This is a genomic window from Cupriavidus sp. PB-02, assembly GCF_058252315.1.
Window position 1 is genome coordinate 1,482,107 of sequence record NZ_CM177694.1, and the last position, 17,939, is coordinate 1,500,045.

At 67.1% G+C, this 17,939-nt stretch carries 11 protein-coding genes; 5 read left to right on the forward strand and 6 right to left on the reverse strand.

Translation table 11 applies throughout. The annotated features are described in order from the left end of the window. Nucleotides 1-149: 149 nt before the first annotated feature. From AC10V3_RS07210 to folD, 4 genes are all read right to left on the reverse strand, one after another. Nucleotides 150-1,976, reverse strand: a complete 1,827-nt coding sequence (locus AC10V3_RS07210) for a SulP family inorganic anion transporter (protein ID WP_022534434.1) — start codon at nt 1,974-1,976, stop codon at nt 150-152. Between the two features lie 57 nt (nt 1,977-2,033). Next, nucleotides 2,034-2,864, reverse strand: coding sequence for an exodeoxyribonuclease III (gene xth, locus AC10V3_RS07215; RefSeq protein WP_022534435.1), 831 nt, complete (start codon nt 2,862-2,864; stop codon nt 2,034-2,036). Next, nucleotides 2,861-4,954, reverse strand: a complete 2,094-nt coding sequence (locus AC10V3_RS07220; RefSeq protein WP_490923414.1) for a M3 family metallopeptidase — start codon at nt 4,952-4,954, stop codon at nt 2,861-2,863. Before AC10V3_RS07220 ends, xth begins: the two co-directional genes overlap by 4 nt. 142 nt (nt 4,955-5,096) lie before the next feature. Further along, nucleotides 5,097-5,948, reverse strand: a complete 852-nt coding sequence (folD, locus tag AC10V3_RS07225) for a bifunctional methylenetetrahydrofolate dehydrogenase/methenyltetrahydrofolate cyclohydrolase FolD (protein WP_022534437.1) — start codon at nt 5,946-5,948, stop codon at nt 5,097-5,099. A gap of 120 nt (nt 5,949-6,068) precedes the next feature. On the opposite strand from folD, the gene AC10V3_RS07230 reads away from it, so the two are divergent. After that, nucleotides 6,069-6,773 carry a hypothetical protein gene (locus tag AC10V3_RS07230; protein WP_490923416.1) on the forward strand — a complete coding sequence of 235 codons (705 nt, stop codon included), beginning with the start codon at nt 6,069-6,071 and terminating at the stop codon, nt 6,771-6,773. 115 nt (nt 6,774-6,888) lie between these two features. Here the strand turns inward: AC10V3_RS07230 and AC10V3_RS07235 are convergent, their stop codons facing one another. Then, nucleotides 6,889-7,521: a response regulator transcription factor gene (locus AC10V3_RS07235; protein WP_022534439.1), complete on the reverse strand. Its 633-nt coding sequence runs from the start codon at nt 7,519-7,521 to the stop codon at nt 6,889-6,891. 157 nt (nt 7,522-7,678) lie between these two features. Further along, entirely contained in the window at nt 7,679-10,222 is a 2,544-nt protein-coding gene (locus tag AC10V3_RS07240; protein WP_374063651.1) for a PAS domain S-box protein, read from the reverse strand. Between the two features lie 482 nt (nt 10,223-10,704). On the opposite strand from AC10V3_RS07240, the gene aceE reads away from it, so the two are divergent. The 4 genes from aceE to lpdA all read left to right on the forward strand — a co-directional run bounded on the left by aceE (nt 10,705) and on the right by lpdA (nt 17,915). Then, entirely contained in the window at nt 10,705-13,392 is a 2,688-nt protein-coding gene (gene aceE, locus AC10V3_RS07245; RefSeq protein WP_022534441.1) for a pyruvate dehydrogenase (acetyl-transferring), homodimeric type, read from the forward strand. A gap of 168 nt (nt 13,393-13,560) precedes the next feature. Continuing rightward, entirely contained in the window at nt 13,561-15,231 is a 1,671-nt protein-coding gene (aceF, locus tag AC10V3_RS07250) for a dihydrolipoyllysine-residue acetyltransferase (protein WP_490923419.1), read from the forward strand. A gap of 178 nt (nt 15,232-15,409) precedes the next feature. After that, nucleotides 15,410-16,096, forward strand: coding sequence for an Ntn hydrolase family protein (locus AC10V3_RS07255; protein ID WP_022534443.1), 687 nt, complete (start codon nt 15,410-15,412; stop codon nt 16,094-16,096). A gap of 34 nt (nt 16,097-16,130) precedes the next feature. Beyond that, nucleotides 16,131-17,915 (forward strand): dihydrolipoyl dehydrogenase, encoded by a 1,785-nt coding sequence (lpdA, locus tag AC10V3_RS07260; protein ID WP_490923420.1) that lies wholly within the window; start codon nt 16,131-16,133, stop codon nt 17,913-17,915. Nucleotides 17,916-17,939 lie beyond the last annotated feature (24 nt).

Here is a 17,939-nt window from a genome sequence, read left to right on the forward strand (position 1 = left end):
AGTTCCCCAGCGTAGGGCCGTTCGGTCTTGCGTGCCCCAGCCGGCAGCGCCGGCGCAGGCAATCCCCAGCTTCCCCTTCAATCTTTTTTAAGTCTTTTTTTCAGATCTTTCAGCCACTGCTGGCTGGTCGCTGGCGCGTGCGTGCTGCACTAGCGCGCTGGCGCGCCAGTGCCTGGCGTCACGGGTCCGGCTTGCGCGGCACGGGTGCCGGCGCCAGGCCGTGATGCGCACTCCTCGAAGATCCTGGCGTGGCATTGCGCACAGATTTCCGGCGACAGCTTACCGATGATCGTGTGCAGCGCCTGCCGCTTGGTCGGGAAAATATGGTCGGGCCCGAGCTTGTCGCTGAAGCCGGTCTGCTCCCACGTCTGCAGCACCTGGGTGCGCGGCCGGTGGAAGTACAGGTCGCCGCCCAGCGCGCGCCGCTCGGCCAGTTCGCTCTCCCACATCTCGGCGCCGGCCAGGTCGATGAAATTCATGCTCTTGGTCATCGCCAGCAGGTGGGTTTGGCCGGCGTTGACGGTGCGCAGCCAGTGCAGGCGATCGGTCACGTATTGCACGGCGCCGAAATAAATCGCGCCTTCCATGCGCAGCAGCTTCAGTTGCGGGCATTCAGGCTGCGGGCGGCGCAGTTCGTCCAGCGGCGTGAAGCGCCGGTCCGGATCGTCGGCATCGGGCACCAGGCTGCGCACCGCCGGCCGCGAGGTGCGGTACAGGTAGGCCACCAGCGACAGCACGGTGCCGAGCAGCACCGCCATTTCCAGCCGGATCACCAGTGTGGCGGCGAAGGTGCCGATGGCGATCGCGAACTCGGTGCGGCTCAGCGTGAAGATGCGGCGCAGGCGCGCGATATCGAGCAGGCCCCAAGCCACCAGAAGCAGCATCGCCCCGATCGCGGCCATCGGGATCTGCGCCAGCAGCGGGGCGCTGATCGCTACCAGCGCCACCAGCCACAGCGCCGAGAACACGCTTGCCAGCGGCGTGCGCGCACCGGCCTCGAAGTTCGGTACCGAACGGTTGAGCGAGCCGCACGAGATATAGCCGGAGAAAAAGCCGCCGGCGATATTCGACAGCCCCTGGCCGATGAACTCGCGGTTGGCGTCGATATGCTGGCCAGAGCGCAGCGCCACCGCCTTGGCGATCGAGATCGACTGGCCCAGCGCGACGATGGTCAGCGCCGAGGCGATGCCCAGCAGGTCGGGCAACTTGCGCCAGTCCACGTCAGGTACGTTGAAGTGCGGCAGCGCCGACGGGATCGGCCCGATGACGTTGACGTGCTGGCCGCCCGCGCCGGCCTGGTTCAGCAGCAGCGCCACGCCGTAGCCGGCCAGCAGTCCCAGCAGCATGAACGGCAGCTTGCGCCACAGCCGCTTGCATAGCAGCGTGACGACCAGTGTCACGGCACCCACGGTGACCGCGGCCCAGTTGATCGTATCGACGTTCTCGAACAGGTGGCGCACCACCCCGAACGCGCTGGTGCCGGTCGGTACCTCCAGCCCGAACAGGTCCTTCAGCGCATATAAGCCGATCAGCGTCGCGGCGCCGCAGGTGAAGCCGAGCAGCACCGAGGGCGAGATAAAGTTGGCCAGCGAGCCGAGCCGCAGCGTGCCCACTGCGAGCTGCATCACGCCCACCACCACGGTGACCGCCAGCGCCAGCCCGATATAGGCCGGACTGCCGGCAAACGCCAGCGGGCCCAGCATCGCGAACAGCGCCAGCGAATTGGCATTGGTCGGCCCCGACATCACGTGCCAGCTCGAGCCGAACAGCGCCGCCACGATGCACGGCACCACCGCGCTGTAGATACCGTACTGCGGCGGCAGGCCGGCCAGCGTGGCAAAGGCCACGCCCTGCGGCAGCACCAGCACGGCGCCGAGCAGGCCGGCGACCAGGTCGGCGCGCAGCGTGGTCGGGTCGACGCGCCGGCTCCACGGGAACAGGCGGGTCAGGATGGCTCCGGGATGGGACGCAGGCATGGGGCGCAATGGAAAGAGCTCAGCGCCGCCCGTCGCCGGGCGGCGCCGTGGCGGCGTTCAGCCGCAGTGCAGCGTCGCGACCACCGGCGTGTGGTCCGAGGGCTGTTCCCAGGTGCGCGGCACGCGGTCGATCACGCACGCCGCGCATTGCTCGGTCAGCGCCGGCGACAGCAGGATATGGTCGATGCGCAGCCCGGCATTGCGCCGGAACGCGAGCATGCGGTAATCCCACCACGAGAAGGTCTTCTCGGGCTGCTCGAACTTGCGGAAGGCATCGGCCAGGCCCAGTTCCACCAGCGCGGCAAAGGCGGCACGCTCCGGCGGCGAGACCAGGTTCTGGCCTTCCCACTTCGCCGGGTCGTGCACGTCGCGGTCTTCGGGCGCGATATTGAAGTCGCCCAGCAGCGCTAGGCGCGGATAGCGCGCCATCTCCTCGCGCAGCCACGCGGTCATTGCCTCCAGCCATTTCAGCTTGTAGACGAACTTCTCCGACTCGGGCGACTGCCCGTTCGGGAAGTACGCGCAGACCAGGCGCAGGTCACCATAGGTGGCGGCGATCACGCGCTGCTGCGCATCCTCGAAGCCTGGGATGTTACGCACCACGTCGACCGGGCCGGGCATGCTGGCGTCGCGGGCGAGGATGGCCACGCCGTTATACGTCTTCTGTCCGGTGTAGATGCTGTGGAAGCCCGCGTTCTCCAGTTCGGCCAGCGGGTACTTGTCGTCCGGCAGCTTCAGTTCCTGCAGGCACAGCGCGTCGATCGGCGCGCCGGCCTGGTCCTGCTCGGCCAGCCATTGCAGCACCTGCGGCAGGCGCACCTTGAGCGAGTTGACGTTCCAGCTGGCGATGCGCAGCGGTCCGCTGGTTGGCAGTCCCACCGAACTCATGCCGTCATCCCGCCGTGGCGCAGCAGCGCGTCGATCTGCGGCGCGCGGCCGCGGAAGGCGACGAAGGACTCCATCGCCGGGCGGCTGCCGCCCACCGACAGGATCTCGCGCTGGTAGCGCGCGCCGGTCTCGCTGTCGAGCACGCTGCCCGACAGTTGCGCCGCCTCTTCGAAAGCTGCGTAGACGTCAGCGGACAGCACCTCGGCCCACTTGTAGCTGTAGTAGCCCGCCGCGTAGCCGCCGGCGAAAATATGGCTGAAGGTGTTCGGCCAGCGCGACAGCGGATGCTGCGGCACCACGTGCACGCGGTCATTGATCTGGCGCGACAGCTCCAGCACCGAGGCCTCGCCGGCCGGGTCGAAGTCCGTATGCAGGTGCATGTCGAACGACGAGAACACGATCTGGCGCAGGGTCATCATGCCGTTCTGGAAGTTCTTGGCGGCCAGCATGCGGTCGAACAGCGCGCGCGGCAGCGGCTCGCCGGTATCGACCTGCTGCGTCATGCCGGTCAGCACTTCATACTCCCAGCAGAAGTTCTCCATGAACTGCGACGGCAGCTCCACCGCATCCCATTCCACGCCGTTGATGCCCGACACGCCGAGCTCGCCCACCTGCGTCAGCATGTGGTGCAGGCCGTGGCCGAACTCATGGAACAGCGTGATGACTTCGTCGTGCGTGAATAGCGCCGGCTTGTTGCCGACCGGCGCGGAGAAGTTGCAGGTCAGGTAGGCCACCGGCGTCTGCACGGCGCCGTGCTCCACCACCTTGCGGCCGCGCGCATCGTCCATCCAGGCGCCGCCGCGCTTGCCTTCGCGCGCGTACAGGTCGATATAGAACTGGGCCAGCAGCGTGCCGTCCGGCGTGCTCACGCGGAAGAAGCGCACGTCCTTGTGCCAGGTCTGCGCCTGCTCGGGCTCGATGCGCACCGAGAACAGCTTCTGCACCACGCCGAACAGGCCTTCCAGCACCTTGGGTTCCGGGAAGTACTGCTTGACCTCGTGCTCGGAGAACGCATAGCGCTGCTGGCGCAGCTTTTCCGAGGCATAGGCCACGTCCCACGGCGCGAGATCGGCCAGGCCCAGCTCGGCAGCGGCGAAGGCCTTGAGTTCGGCCCAGTCCTTCTCGGCATAGGGGCGCGCCTTGACCGCGAGTTCGTCGAGGAACTTCAGCACCTCGGCGGGCGACTCGGCCATCTTCGGCACCAGCGAGACTTCGCCGTAGCACTGGTAGCCCAGCATCTGCGCTTCTTCACGGCGCAGCGCGAGCTGGTCGCGCATATTGGCGGTGTTGTCCCAGTCGGCCTGGCCCTGGCCGTACTGCGGGGCGACCTCCGAGCCGCGCGTGACGTTGGCCTCGTACAGGGTCTGGCGCAGCGCGCGGTCATCCGCGTACTGCAGCACCGGGAAGTAGGACGGGAAGTGCAGCGTGAACTTCCAGCCGGCCTTGCCTTCCTTTTCGGCGGCGAGGAGGGCGGCTTCCTTGGCGTCGTCGGGCAGGCCGGCCAGGCGGGCCTCGTCCTCGACGTAGAGCGCGTAGGTGTTGGTGGCGTCCAGCACATGGTCGGAAAAGGCCTTGGACAGCTGCGCCTGCTGTTCCTGGATCTCGGCAAAGCGTGGCTTCTGGTCCTCGGGCAACTCGGCACCGCCCAGGCGGAAACCGCGCAGCTCGTTCTCGATCAACTGGTGGCGCGCAGCGCTCATGCCGGCGAACTCTGGGCTGGCTGCCAGCGCCTTGTACTTGTCGTACAGCGCCAGGCTCTGGCCCAGCGAGGACCAGAACTCGGTCATGCGCGGCAGGTTGTCGGCGTGCGCCTTGCGCAGCTCGGGCGTATCGGCCACGGCGCTCAGGTGGCTGACCACGCCCCAGGCGCGGCCCAGCGGCTCGGTGGCAGCTTCCAGCGCCTGCACGGCATTGGCCCAGTCGGCGGGCGTGGCGGGATCCTCGGCGCGGGCGACGGCCTGCTGCGCGCGCTCGAGCAGCACGTCCAGCGCCGGGCTGATGTGCTCGGGCCGGATTTCGGCAAAGCGGGGCAGGTCGGAAAAGTCCAGCAGCGGGTTCTGAGCCTGATTGGCGTTGGCAGCTTGGTCCATGGCGTGTTCTCGGTTGGGCTGGCCTCGATGGGGCACTGCTTCAGAGGCAATGCCCTGCAGGTGGGGCCGGGGCGCCGGCTTTTCCAGCGCCCCGTGTGTCCCGGTGTGACGTATCGTACTGTACGCCGAACGCGCGCAGGCTTCAGCCCGCGGCGCGCTCCGCGGCTTCCAGCGTGTTGACCAGCAGCATGGTGATGGTCATCGGGCCGACGCCGCCCGGCACCGGCGTGATGTAGCCGGCTACCTCGCGCACGCCGGCAAAGTCGACATCGCCGCACAGCTTGCCGTTGTCGTCGCGGTTCATGCCCACGTCGATCACGACCGCGCCGGGCTTGACCATGTCGGCGGTGATCAGGTTGCGCCGGCCAACCGCCGCGACCACCACGTCGGCTTCACGGGTGTGGGCGCCGATATCGCGCGTCTTGCTGTTGCAGATGGTCACGGTGGCGCCGGCCTGCAGCAGCAGCATCGCCATCGGCTTGCCGACGATGTTCGAGGCACCGACTACCACGGCGCGGGCACCGCGCAGCGGGAACTGGATCGACTCCAGCATCTTCATGCAGCCGTAGGGCGTGCACGGGCGGAACAGCGGCGCGCCGGTCATCAGCGCGCCGGCGTTGGCGACGTGGAAGCCGTCGACGTCCTTTTCCGGGGCGATCGCTTCCAGCACCTTGTGGCTGTCAATGTGCTTGGGCAGCGGCAGCTGCACCAGGATGCCGTGGATATTCGGATCGTTGTTGAGCGCGTCGATGCGGGCCAGCAATTCCGCCTCGGAGAGGTCAGCGGGGTAGCGGTCGAGCGAGGAGTGGAAGCCATTGTCCTGGCAGGCCTTGACCTTGTTGCGCACGTAGACCTGGCTGGCCGGGTCTTCGCCGACCAGGATCACGGCCAGGCCGGGGCGGTGACCGCGTTCGGTCAGGCTGGCGGCGCGCCGGGCGGCTTCGGAGCGGATTTGTTTGGCAAGGGCGTTGCCGTCGATCAATTGGGCAGACATGGAGGAATGGCGGGTTTGTGGCCGGAGGTGGAGCTGCCGCCGCTGGGGGCGGGCAAGGCTAAAGGCGAATTATAAAGGGTGCGTAGGGGCTGCCGCACGGAGCTTGACCGGATACAGGGGTTGCGTGGCGCGGGGCTGGTAGCATCGGCCGTCGCGCTCCCGTCCCTGCTGTCCGATCCCTTGCTGGTGTTCCTGTCCCTGGCCGGGCTGCTGTGGGCGCTGACGCGCCGGCCCTGGCAGCTGCTGCGGCGCCATGCGCTGCAGAACGCCTGGCTGGGCGCGATGCTGCTGGTCGCGCTGCTGTGGACGGTGCGCGCCACGTTGGTGGGCGGGCTGGTGATCCAGTTGCTCGGCGCCACGCTGATGGTGACGTTGTTCGGGCTGCCGCTGGCGTTGCTGTCGCTGTTCGTGGTGGATGTGGTGTCGCTGTTCGGGCTGGAGTACCTGGCGGGCCACGGCTGGGCCCAGTTCGACTGGGCCTCGCTGTGGGTGAGGTACGTCTGGCTGGCGCTGCTGCCGGCGCTGATCTCGGCCGCGCTGCAGGCCCTGATACGGCGCCTGCTGCCCCGGCATCCCTTTGTCTTTATCCTGGGGCACGGCTATTTCACCGCCGGGCTGGCCGCGCTCGGCGCCAGTGCGGCGCAGGCGGCATGGCGCCACCTGATGGCGCCGGGGCTGCCCTTCACCGTGGCCGACACGCTGGCCGCCACGGTGATCCTGGCCTTCGGTGAGGCCTTCCTGACCGGCATGCTGGTGGCGATCTTTGTGGTCTACCGGCCACAATGGGTTGTCACGTTCCGGGATGAGGGATACCTAAGGCGCTGATGGCGGGAGACGTCGTTGCGCCGGGCGGCGCGGGGAGGGCAACCGGTGCGGCCGCGGGCCGCGAGCCGGGAAGTGACGAGCATGGCGCCGGCGGGCTGCCAGGCGCCAGCCGGCTTCAGCTGTTGCGCGACAGCGCCAGGCGCAGCAGGTCGGCGACCGTGTTGACGTTGAGCTTTTCCATGATGTTGGCGCGGTGCGCCTCAACCGTCTTGATGGAAATGCCCAGGTCGTCGGCGATCTGCTTGTTCAGGCGGCCGGCGACGATGCGCTCCAGCACCTGCTGCTCGCGCGTGGTCAGCTTGCCCAGCAGGTCCTTGGCGGCGCGTTGCTCGCGCGCGGCGGAGTGGTCGGTGCGGGCCTTCTGCAGCATGCGCTCGACCAGCGCGCGCAGCTCCGACTCGTCGAACGGCTTTTCGATAAAGTCGATCGCGCCGCGCTTCATCGTCGACACCGCCATTGGCACGTCGCCGTGGCCGGTGATAAAGACGATGGGGATGTCGATCTGCTCGGCCAGCATGCGTTCCTGCAACTCGGGGCCGCTCATGCCGGGCATGCGCACGTCGAGGATCAGGCACGACACCTGGCTGGCGTCGTAGGCGGCGAGGAACTGCTCGGCGCTGGTGAAGCTGCGCACCTGGTAGCCATTGCCCTCCAGCAGCCAGGTCAGCGAGTCGCGCATGGCTTCATCGTCGTCGACGATGAACACGGTCTCGCCGCGGTGGGGCGTGGGGTTTGGCGTTGCGGTCATGTAGTCTCCTCGGGACAACAATTCATTGCTGCGAAGTGTAACCGGCCATGGCCCTCTGTGGCGAGACAGGCCCCCCACGGACGTGGGGGGATGGCGTGGCCGGCGTGCTCCGGATTCTGGGGGGCAGGGACTTGCGGGGCGGGGGCGCTTGCTTCTGTCAGTGCTCGGCCATCACCGGCTGCAGCGGCAGCATGATCTTAAATGTACAGCCGATGCCGTCGATATTGTTCTCCACCCACAGGCGGCCCTGGTGCGACTCGATGATCGAGCGGCAGATGTTCAGCCCCATGCCCATGCCGTCGGACTTGGTGCTGAAGAAGGGTTCGAACAGCCGTTCCTTGGTGGCCTCGTCCACGCCCGGGCCCTGGTCGATCACGTCGATGTGGACGTTGTCGCCGATCTCGCCCGGCTCCATCCGCGCGTGCAGGCGCACCACGCCGCCGGCACGCAGCGCCGGCAGGCCCGACATGGCTTCCACCGCGTTCTTGAGCAGGTTCACCAGCACCTGCTCGATCAGCACCGGATCCACATAGACCGTCATCGGCGGTGGCGGCAGGCGGGTGAGGATGGTGACGCGGCGGCGCGTGGCCTCCAGGTCGGCCAGGCCCACGGCGTCGGCGACGATGTCGTGCAGCGAGGCCTCGCGCCGCTGTGGCTGGCTGCGCTTCACGAAGCCGCGGATGCGGCTGATGATGGTGCCGGCGCGCACCGCCTGCGCCGACGTCTTCTCCAGCACCGGGATCAGGTCTTCCGGCGTGCTGCGGCCCGAATGAAGCCGCGCCACTGCCCCCATGCAGTAGTTGTTGATCGCCGCCAGCGGCTGGTTCAGTTCGTGCGCCAGCGACGACGCCATCTCGCCCATGGTGGTCAGGCGGCTGGTGAACTGCAGGCGCTCTTCATGCTGGCGCGCCATTTCCTCGGCGGCCTTGCGCACCGTGATGTCGGTGGCGATCTGCATCTGCGCCAGGTGGCCGTCGACCCACTGGATATAGCGGCGGCGCACTTCGAACCACTTCTGCATGTCGGGCACGAACACTTCGCGCGCGTCCGATGCGTACGGCATCAGCTCGGATGCGGGCAGGCCGGCGTAGGCGTCGACATAGTCGGTGTTGTCGCTCGAGACCTGGTCCTTGTCGAGCTCGTCGCCGGCCAGCTTGACGTGGCCCTCGGCCTCCCAGCCGAACAGCTGCCGGTAGTAGCGGTTGGCGAACAGCAGCTCGGCCTTGTCGGTGGCCAGCACGGAGACGGCTGCGTCCAGGCTCTCCAGCACCGTGGTGAAGCGGTCGTGCGCCGCGGCCAGTTCCTCGCGTGCGCGCTTGGGCTCGGTGATGTCCGTCATCGAGCTCATCCAGCCGGTATGGCGGCCGCGGCTGTCCACCAGCGGCGACACGTACATGCGCGCATAGAAGCTGCTGCCGTCGCGGCGCATCGCGCGCATCTCGTAGCCGCCCGCGGGCGACTTGCCCTGCAGCGTCAGGTCGATCTGCTTCTGCATCTCCTGCTGGTCGTTGGGCGGCCAGTAGGGGAAGGGCGGCAGGCGCCCGACCAGGTCGTTCTCCTGCCAGCCGGTCATGCGACAGAAGGCCGGGTTGACGTAGGTGATGCGGCCGTTCAGGTCGAGCGCGCGCAGGCCGATCAGCATCGAGTTTTCCATCGCGCGCCGGAACGAGGTCTCGGCCAGCAGCGCGCGCTGCGCTTCGGAGCGCCGGCTGGTGTGGCGCCACATGCTCCACAGGCTCCACAGCAGGAAGCAGGACAGGCCCACCACCAGCCACAGCAGCATGTTGTTGGGCAGGTTGGACGGCGGCGGGTAGGCGTCGGCGCGCAGCGACAGCGAGTGGCCCGGCGGGTCGAGCAGAACCTCATACGACAGCGCGTTGCCTGGCACCGGCCGCAGCGAGGTGCTGGCGCGGGTCTGGTTGTTCTTGTCAATCAGCGAGAAGCGGTAGCGCTCGGTCAGCTCCGGCGGCAGCAGGTGCGTCAGGATGCCGTTGATCGAGTAGAGCGCGCCGAGCGTGCCGAGGAACTCGTTGTCGCGCACGATTGGCACTTGTACCAGCATGAAGCTGTCGCCGCGGTCGTTGACCAGCGGACGCGAGTAGACCACGCGCTGGGTTTCGCGGGCGGCGTCGAAGGTGTCGAGCACTTCCGGCTCGAGCGGTTGGTCCTGGTTCTCGCGCAGGCGCACGGCAAACTCGGACGTCGACGGCAGCGACCAGCGGCCGCGCTTGGTGGCGTCGAGCCAGTTGATAAAGACGATCTCGGGGTTCTCGCGCAGGATTTCCTGCGCGGCGGTGCGGTACGCGCCTTGCTCGAGCTGGGCGGCGGCAATGTCGCGCGCCAGCGAGGCGAGCTGGTCCTGGTTGCTCAACAGGGACAGGCGCACGCGCTGCTGCGCCCAGGCGGCGTCGCGGTAGAGCGCGTCGCGCTGCTGCTGGCGCTCGGTCTCGTGCAGCGACCACAGGATCACGCCCATCGCCACCGTGAACAACACGATCGCGACCAGCGGGATAAACATAAACCAGCTGGTAGCCACCAGGTTGCGCCAGCGCAGCCACCACAGCCCGCGCGGGGCGGCGACCGGCGCGCCGTCCTCGGGTCCCAGTGCCTCGATCGGACCTAGCCCGGCCGCCGGGGGAGGGGCGTGTCCGGCATCGCCACCGGCCGCCTTGGCTGAGCCCGACGCATCGGGGGATAGCATGGCTGCACGCAGGCGGGAAAGAAAGCGGTCGAGAAACGAGGCGAAAAACGGCATGGGAGGGATTGACGGCTGACCGACCAGTGTACCGAGATTATTGCGGTGCGTCGCTTGGGGAAAGCGCCAATGCACCCCAGGTTTTGCCTGCCGGCGCCAGCCGCCTTGCGGCACGGGAGCACCCCATCAGAAGGTGATTGTTGCTGCGCTGCCGCATAATTTCACATTATAAAAAACGATATCGCAATTTGAAAATTTCACTTGTGTTGCACTTTGGGCTTCCATAGAATCGGTTCGACCCAAGAATGCGGGCGGTAGTCATGCGCCTGCCGCGCGGAGGAACCGGAACAGGTTCCCCGGCGGCGGCTCCGATGCAGGGCGCAGCAGCGCCGGACCCGCAAGAGTTAGAGTCACACCGTAGACCCTGCCCGAGGCCAAAAGCGCGGGCGCGGAAGCACGAATTCAACGAATTCACCCAGGAGACAGTCATGTCCGCCGTACCAGAGCAGATTCTCGGCGCGTCCAGCGCCAACGACGCCGATCCCCAGGAAACGCATGAATGGCTTGACGCCCTGCAGGGCGTCCTCGCCGCTGAAGGCCCCGCGCGCGCCGCGTTCCTGATCGACAAGCAGATCGAATACGCACGCGTGAACGGCGTCACCCAGCCGTTCCACGCCGAGACGCAGTACATCAACACGATCCCGGTCGACCAGCAGGCCCGCATCCCCGGCGACCAGGACGTCGAGCACCGCATCCGCTCGTACACCCGCTGGAACGCGATGGCGATGGTGCTGCGCGCCAACAAGCACACCAACGTCGGCGGCCACATCTCCTCGTTCGCTTCGGCCGCGACGCTGTATGACGTCGGCTACAACCATTTCTGGCGCGCGCCGTCCGAACAGAGCGGTGGCGACCTGGTCTTCGTGCAGGGCCACTCGGCTCCGGGCGTGTACTCGCGCGCCTTCCTGCTGGGCCGCCTGACCCAGGACCAGCTCGACAACTTCCGCCAGGAAGTCGACGGCAAGGGCATCTCGTCCTACCCGCACCCGTGGTTGATGCCGGACTTCTGGCAGTTCCCGACCGTGTCGATGGGCCTGGGCCCGATCATGGCCATCTACCAGGCCCGCTTCATGAAGTACCTGGACAGCCGCGGCCTGGCCAAGGCCGGCGACCGCAAGGTCTGGGCCTTCCTGGGCGACGGCGAGACCGACGAGCCGGAATCGCTGGGTGCGATCGGTATGGCCGGCCGCGAGAAACTGGACAACCTGGTCTTCGTCATCAACTGCAACCTGCAGCGCCTGGACGGCCCGGTGCGCGGCAACGGCAAGATCATCCAGGAACTGGAATCCGAGTTCCGCGGTGCCGGCTGGAACGTGATCAAGGTGGTCTGGGGCAGCAAGTGGGATTCGCTGCTGGCGCGCGACACCAAGGGCTTGCTGATGAAGCGCATGATGGAATGCGTGGACGGCGAATACCAGACGATGAAGGCCAAGGACGGCGCCTACGTCCGCGAGCATTTCTTCAACACGCCTGAACTGAAGGCGATGGTGGCCGACTGGTCCGACGACGACATCTGGCGCCTGAACCGCGGCGGCCACGATCCGCACAAGATCTACGCCGCCTACAAGGCCGCCAGCGAGCACAAGGGCCAGCCCACGCTGATCCTGGCCAAGACCATCAAGGGCTATGGCATGGGCGACGCCGGTCAGGCCATGAACGTGGCCCACCAGCAGAAGAAGATGCCGGTGGACGCGATCCGCAAGTTCCGCGACCAGTTCAATCTCCCCGTTGCCGACGACCAGCTGGAAGAGGTGCCGTACATCACCTTCCCGGAAGGTTCGAAGGAACTGGAATACATGCGCCAGGCGCGCCAGAACCTGGGCGGCTACCTGCCGGCCCGCCGCCAGAAGGCCGAAGCCCTGCCGATCCCGCAGCTGTCCGCGTTCGAGGCGCTGCTGAAGGCCACCGGCGAAGGCCGCGAAGTGTCCACCACCATGGCCTTCGTCCGTATTCTGAACACGCTGCTGAAAGACAAGCAGATCGGCAAGCACGTGGTGCCCATCGTGCCGGACGAGTCGCGCACCTTCGGCATGGAAGGCCTGTTCCGCCAGGTCGGCATCTGGAACCAGGAAGGCCAGAAGTACGTACCGGAAGACCATGACCAGCTGATGTTCTACAAGGAATCGCAGACTGGCCAGGTGCTGCAGGAAGGCATCAACGAAGCCGGCGCCATGTGCGACTGGATCGCCGCCGCCACGTCGTACTCGACGCACGGCGTGCAGATGATCCCGTTCTACATCTACTACTCGATGTTCGGCATCCAGCGTATCGGCGACCTGTGCTGGGCCGCTGCCGACATGCGTTCGCGCGGCTTCCTGCTGGGCGGCACCGCCGGCCGCACCACGCTGAACGGCGAAGGCCTGCAGCACGAAGACGGCCACTCGCACGTGTTCCACGCCGCGATCCCGAACTGCATCTCGTACGACCCGACCTTCCAGTACGAGCTGGCGGTGGTCATGCAGGACGGCCTGCGCCGCATGTACGCCGAACAGGAAGACATCTACTACTACCTGACGGTGATGAACGAGAACTACGAGCATCCGGAAATGCCGGCTGGCGTAGAGCAGGACATCGTCAAGGGCATGTACCAGTTCCGCAAGGGCGTCGAGAACAGCAACGCGCCGCGCGTGCAGCTGCTGGGCTCGGGCACGATCTTCCGCGAGGTGATCGCCGCCGCCGAACTGCTGAAGAAGGACTGGGGCGTCGAGTCCGACCTGTGGGGCTGCCCGAGCTTCACCGAGCTGGCCCGCGAAGGCCAGGCCACCGAGCGCTACAACCTGCTGCACCCGACCGAGACCCCGCGCGAGTCGTTCGTCGCGCAGAAGCTGAAGTCGGCCCGCGGTCCGGTGATTGCCTCGACCGACTACGTGCGCGCCTTCGCCGAACAGATCCGTCCGTTCGTGCCGCGCCGCTACGTGGTGCTGGGCACCGACGGCTTCGGCCGCTCGGACACCCGCGAGAAGCTGCGCCACTTCTTTGAAGTGGATCGTCACTGGGTCACGCTGGCCGCGCTCAAGGCGCTGGCCGACGAGGGCGCGATCGGCCGCGACAAGGTGGCCGAGGCCATCAAGAAGTACAACCTCGACCCGAGCAAGCCTAACCCGATGTCGGTCTGATCCGGCAGCCTGCACCAACCCCCCGCAGTACGGCGACGCCGTGCCGCGGGCGCCCCGGCCCAGTGCCGGACGGCGCCTTGCGGCACGGCGGCGTGACAGAAGCGGGCGGCGAGGGTAATCTCGCCGCTTGCGGACGTCGCGCGTGCCGGCCTGCCCAGGAGACACTGAATGAGTCAAGCGATTGAAATCAAGGTGCCGGATATCGGCGACTATGACGCCGTTCCCGTCATTGAAGTGCATGTGAAGCCCGGCGACAGCATCGACGCGGAAGACGCGCTGGTGACGCTGGAGTCGGACAAGGCCACCATGGACGTGCCCTCGCCGCAGGCTGGCGTGGTCCAGGACGTCCGCATCAAGGTGGGCGACAACGTATCCGAAGGCTCGGTGCTGGTGATGCTGCAGCCGGCCGGGCAGGGCGCCGCGGCGGCTCCCGCTCCGGCCCCGGCCGCCACAGCGCCGGCTCCGGCGCCTGCCGCCGCAGCCCCCGCACCGGCTCCCGCTGCTGCCGCTCCGGCCGCGGCGCCCGCCGGCGGTGGCGGCACCATCGAAGTGAAGGTGCCCGATATCGGCGACTACGACGCCGTGCCGGTCATCGAAGTCCACGTCAAGCCGGGCGACACCATCAGCGCAGAAGACGCGGTGGTCACGCTGGAATCCGACAAGGCCACCATGGACGTGCCCTCGCCGCAGGGCGGCGTGGTCAAGGAAGTCAAGGTCAAGGTCGGCGACAACGTGTCCGAAGGCACGCTGCTGCTGATCCTGGAAGGCGCCGCCGCGGCTGGCGCTCCGGCTGCGGCCGCCGCCGCACCCGCCCCTGCGGCCGCCAGCGCGCCCGCACCGGCTCCGGCTGTTGCAGCTGCCCCGGCGCCCGCCGCAGCCCCGGTTGCCGCGCCGGCACAGGCTGGCGTCACCGGCAAGGCTGCACACGCCAGCCCTTCGGTGCGCAAGTTCGCGCGCGAACTGGGCGTCGACGTGTCGCGCGTGCCGGGCACCGGCCCCAAGGGCCGCATCACCCAGGAAGACGTGCAGCAGTACGTCAAGGGCGTGATGTCCGGCCAGGCGGCCGCGCCGGCCCAGGCTGCCGCGGCTGGCGGCGGTGGTGGCGAGCTTGGCCTGCTGCCGTGGCCGAAGGTCGATTTCACCCGTTTCGGCGAAGTGGAAAGCAAGGCCCTGTCGCGCATCAAGAAGATCTCGGGTGCCAACCTGCACCGCAACTGGGTCATGATCCCGCACGTCACCAACCATGACGAAGCGGACATCACCGACCTGGAAGCCTTCCGCGTCCAGCTGAACAAGGAAAACGAGAAGGCCGGCATCAAGGTGACGATGCTCGCGTTCATGATCAAGGCAACGGTTGCGGCGCTGAAGAAGTTCCCGAACTTCAATGCCTCGCTGGACGGCGACAACCTGGTGCTGAAGAAGTACTTCAACATCGGCTTCGCCGCCGACACCCCGAACGGCCTGGTCGTGCCGGTGATCAAGGACGCCGACAAGAAGGGCGTGTTCGAGATCAGCCAGGAAATGGGCGAGCTGGCCAAGCTGGCGCGCGACGGCAAGCTCAAGCCCGACCAGATGCAGGGCGGCTGCTTCTCGATCTCGTCGCTGGGCGGCATTGGCGGCACGTATTTCACGCCGATCATCAATGCGCCGGAAGTGGCGATCATGGGCGTGTGCAAGTCGTTCCAGAAACCCGTGTGGGACGGCAAGCAGTTCACGCCGCGCCTGACGCTGCCGCTGTCGCTGTCGTGGGACCACCGCGTCATCGACGGGGCCGAAGCGGCGCGCTTCAACACGTACTTCGCGCAACTGCTGGCGGACTTCCGCCGTATCCTGCTCTAAGGCGGCTGCTTAAAAATGATTCTGGCGTCGTTGCGCGGCCTTGCCGTACCAGTTGTACTGTCTGCGGCCGCGCGCCTAGCCAGAACCGCTTCGCTTCATATTGAAGCAGCTGCAACGCACACCGGCTTTGCCGGTGTGCGAAAAGGCCGGCGCCTGCGTTGAATCATAGGAGCGAGCCATGACTACCTGTGTTGTCGTAAGGAAGGGCGCCGAGGTGGCGATCGCGGCGGACGCGCTGGTCACCTTCGGCGATACGCGCCTGTCACGCGCCTACGAGCGCAACCAGAAGGTATTCCCGGTGGGCGACGGCTTTATCGCGCTGGCCGGGACCACCGCGCACTTTCCGGTCATGCGCACGCTGCTGGCAGGCCTGGGTGAGGAGTGCCGGCTGGGCTCGCGCGACGACGTGTTCCGCACCTTCCTGAAGGTGCACGACAAGCTGAAGTCGGATTACTTCGTCAACACCAAGGAAGACGATGACGATCCCTACGAGTCGTCGCAGATCGTCTGCCTGATCGCCAATCCGGCCGGCATCTTCGGCGTCTACTCGTACCGCGAGGTGTTTTCGTTCGACCGCTTCTGGGGCATCGGCTCGGGCCGCAACTACGCGCTGGGCGCGATGCATGCGGTGTATGACCGGCCGGACCTGGATGCGGGCGAGATCGCGCGCATCGGTGTCGATGCGGGCGTGGAGTTCGACAAGAGTTCGGCCGGGCCGATCGAGGTCCATACCGTGCGGCTGCACGAGGGCGGCACCGCGGCAGTAGCAGCCGAGGATGCGGCAGAGACGGCGCCGGAAGACGAGGCGGTGGCAGGCCACGCGGCAGAAGACAACCCGGCAACCAACAACGACGGCGCGCCCTGAAGCCAGATGGCGGGCGCGCATTGAGGAGCAAAGCATGAGTGTGATCGAAGTCAAGGTGCCGGATATCGGCGATTTCGACGCGGTGGAAGTGATCGAGGTACTGGTCAAGGCCGGCGATACGGTCGAGATGGAACAGTCCCTGATCGTGCTGGAGTCCGACAAGGCGAGCATGGACGTGCCGTCGTCGGCCACCGGCAAGGTGGTGGAGGTCAAGGTCAAGGTGGGCGACAAGGTCGGCCAGGGCGCGGTGATCTGCACCGTCGAAGCCCAGCAGGCCGCCGCCGCTCCTGCGCCCGCGCAAGCGCCGGCCCCGGCGCAGGCCCCCGCGCCGGCTGCGGCCGCGCCGGCTCCGGCACCCGCGGCAGCCAGCCACAGCGGCGGCGCCGACATCCAGTGCGAGATGCTGGTGCTGGGCGCCGGTCCCGGCGGCTACTCGGCCGCCTTCCGCGCCGCCGACCTGGGCATGAATACCGTCCTGGTGGAGCGCTACAGCACGCTCGGCGGTGTCTGCCTGAACGTCGGCTGCATCCCGTCCAAGGCACTGCTGCACAACGCCGCAGTGATCGACGAAGCCAAGGCGCTGGCCGCCCACGGCATCCTGTTCGGCGAAGCCAAGATCGACCTGGACGGCCTGCGCCACTACAAGAACCAGGTGGTCGGCAAGCTGACCGGTGGTTTGGCCGGCATGGCCAAGGCACGCAAGGTGCAGGTGGTGCGCGGCATCGGCAACTTCCTCGACCCGCATCACCTCGAGGTCGAGCTGACCGAGGGCGAGGGCAAGCGGGCCACTGGCAAGAAGACCGTGATCCGTTTCGAGAAGGCCATCATCGCCGCCGGCAGCCAGGCGGTGAAGCTGCCCTTTATCCCGGAAGACCCGCGCATCGTCGACTCGACCGGCGCGCTGGAACTGCCCGAGGTTCCCAACAAGATGCTGGTCATCGGCGGCGGCATTATCGGCCTGGAAATGGCCACGGTGTACAGCACGCTCGGTGCGGAAATCGATGTCGTGGAAATGCTCGATGGCCTGATGACCGGCGCTGACCGCGACCTGGTCAAGGTCTGGGAAAAGAAGAACAAGGACCGCTTCGGCAAGGTCATGTTGAAGACCAAGACGGTCGGCGTGGAAGCGCAGCCGGACGGCATCTACGTCAGGTTTGAAGGCGAGCAGGCCCCGGCTGAGCCGCTGCGCTACGACCTGGTGCTGGTGTCGGTGGGTCGCGCGCCCAATGGCAAGCGCATCAGCGCCGAGAAGGCCGGCGTGGCCGTGACCGACCGCGGCTTCATCAACGTCGACAAGCAGATGCGCACCAACGTGGCGCATATCTTCGCGATCGGCGATATCGTCGGCCAGCCGATGCTGGCGCACAAGGCGGTGCATGAAGCCCACGTTGCCGCCGAGGTGGCACATGGCGAGAAGGCCTACTTCGATGCCAAGCAGATCCCGTCGGTGGCCTTCACCGATCCGGAAGTGGCCTGGGCCGGCCTGACCGAGGACGAGTGCAAGGCGCAGGGCATCAAGTACAGCAAGAGCGTGTTCCCCTGGGCCGCTTCGGGCCGCGCCATCGCCAACGGTCGGGACGAAGGCTTTACCAAGCTGATCTTCGACGAGGAAACCCATCGCGTGATCGGCGGCGGTATTGTCGGCATGCATGCGGGCGACCTGATCAGCGAAGTCTGCCTGGCGGTTGAGATGGGCGCGGATGCGGTGGATATTGGCAAGACCATCCATCCGCACCCGACGCTGGGCGAGTCGATTGGCATGGCGGCTGAGATTTACGAAGGTACGTGTACTGACGTGCCGCCGCCGCGGAAGCGTTGAGGTTCGGAATGGCAGCAGGAAGCC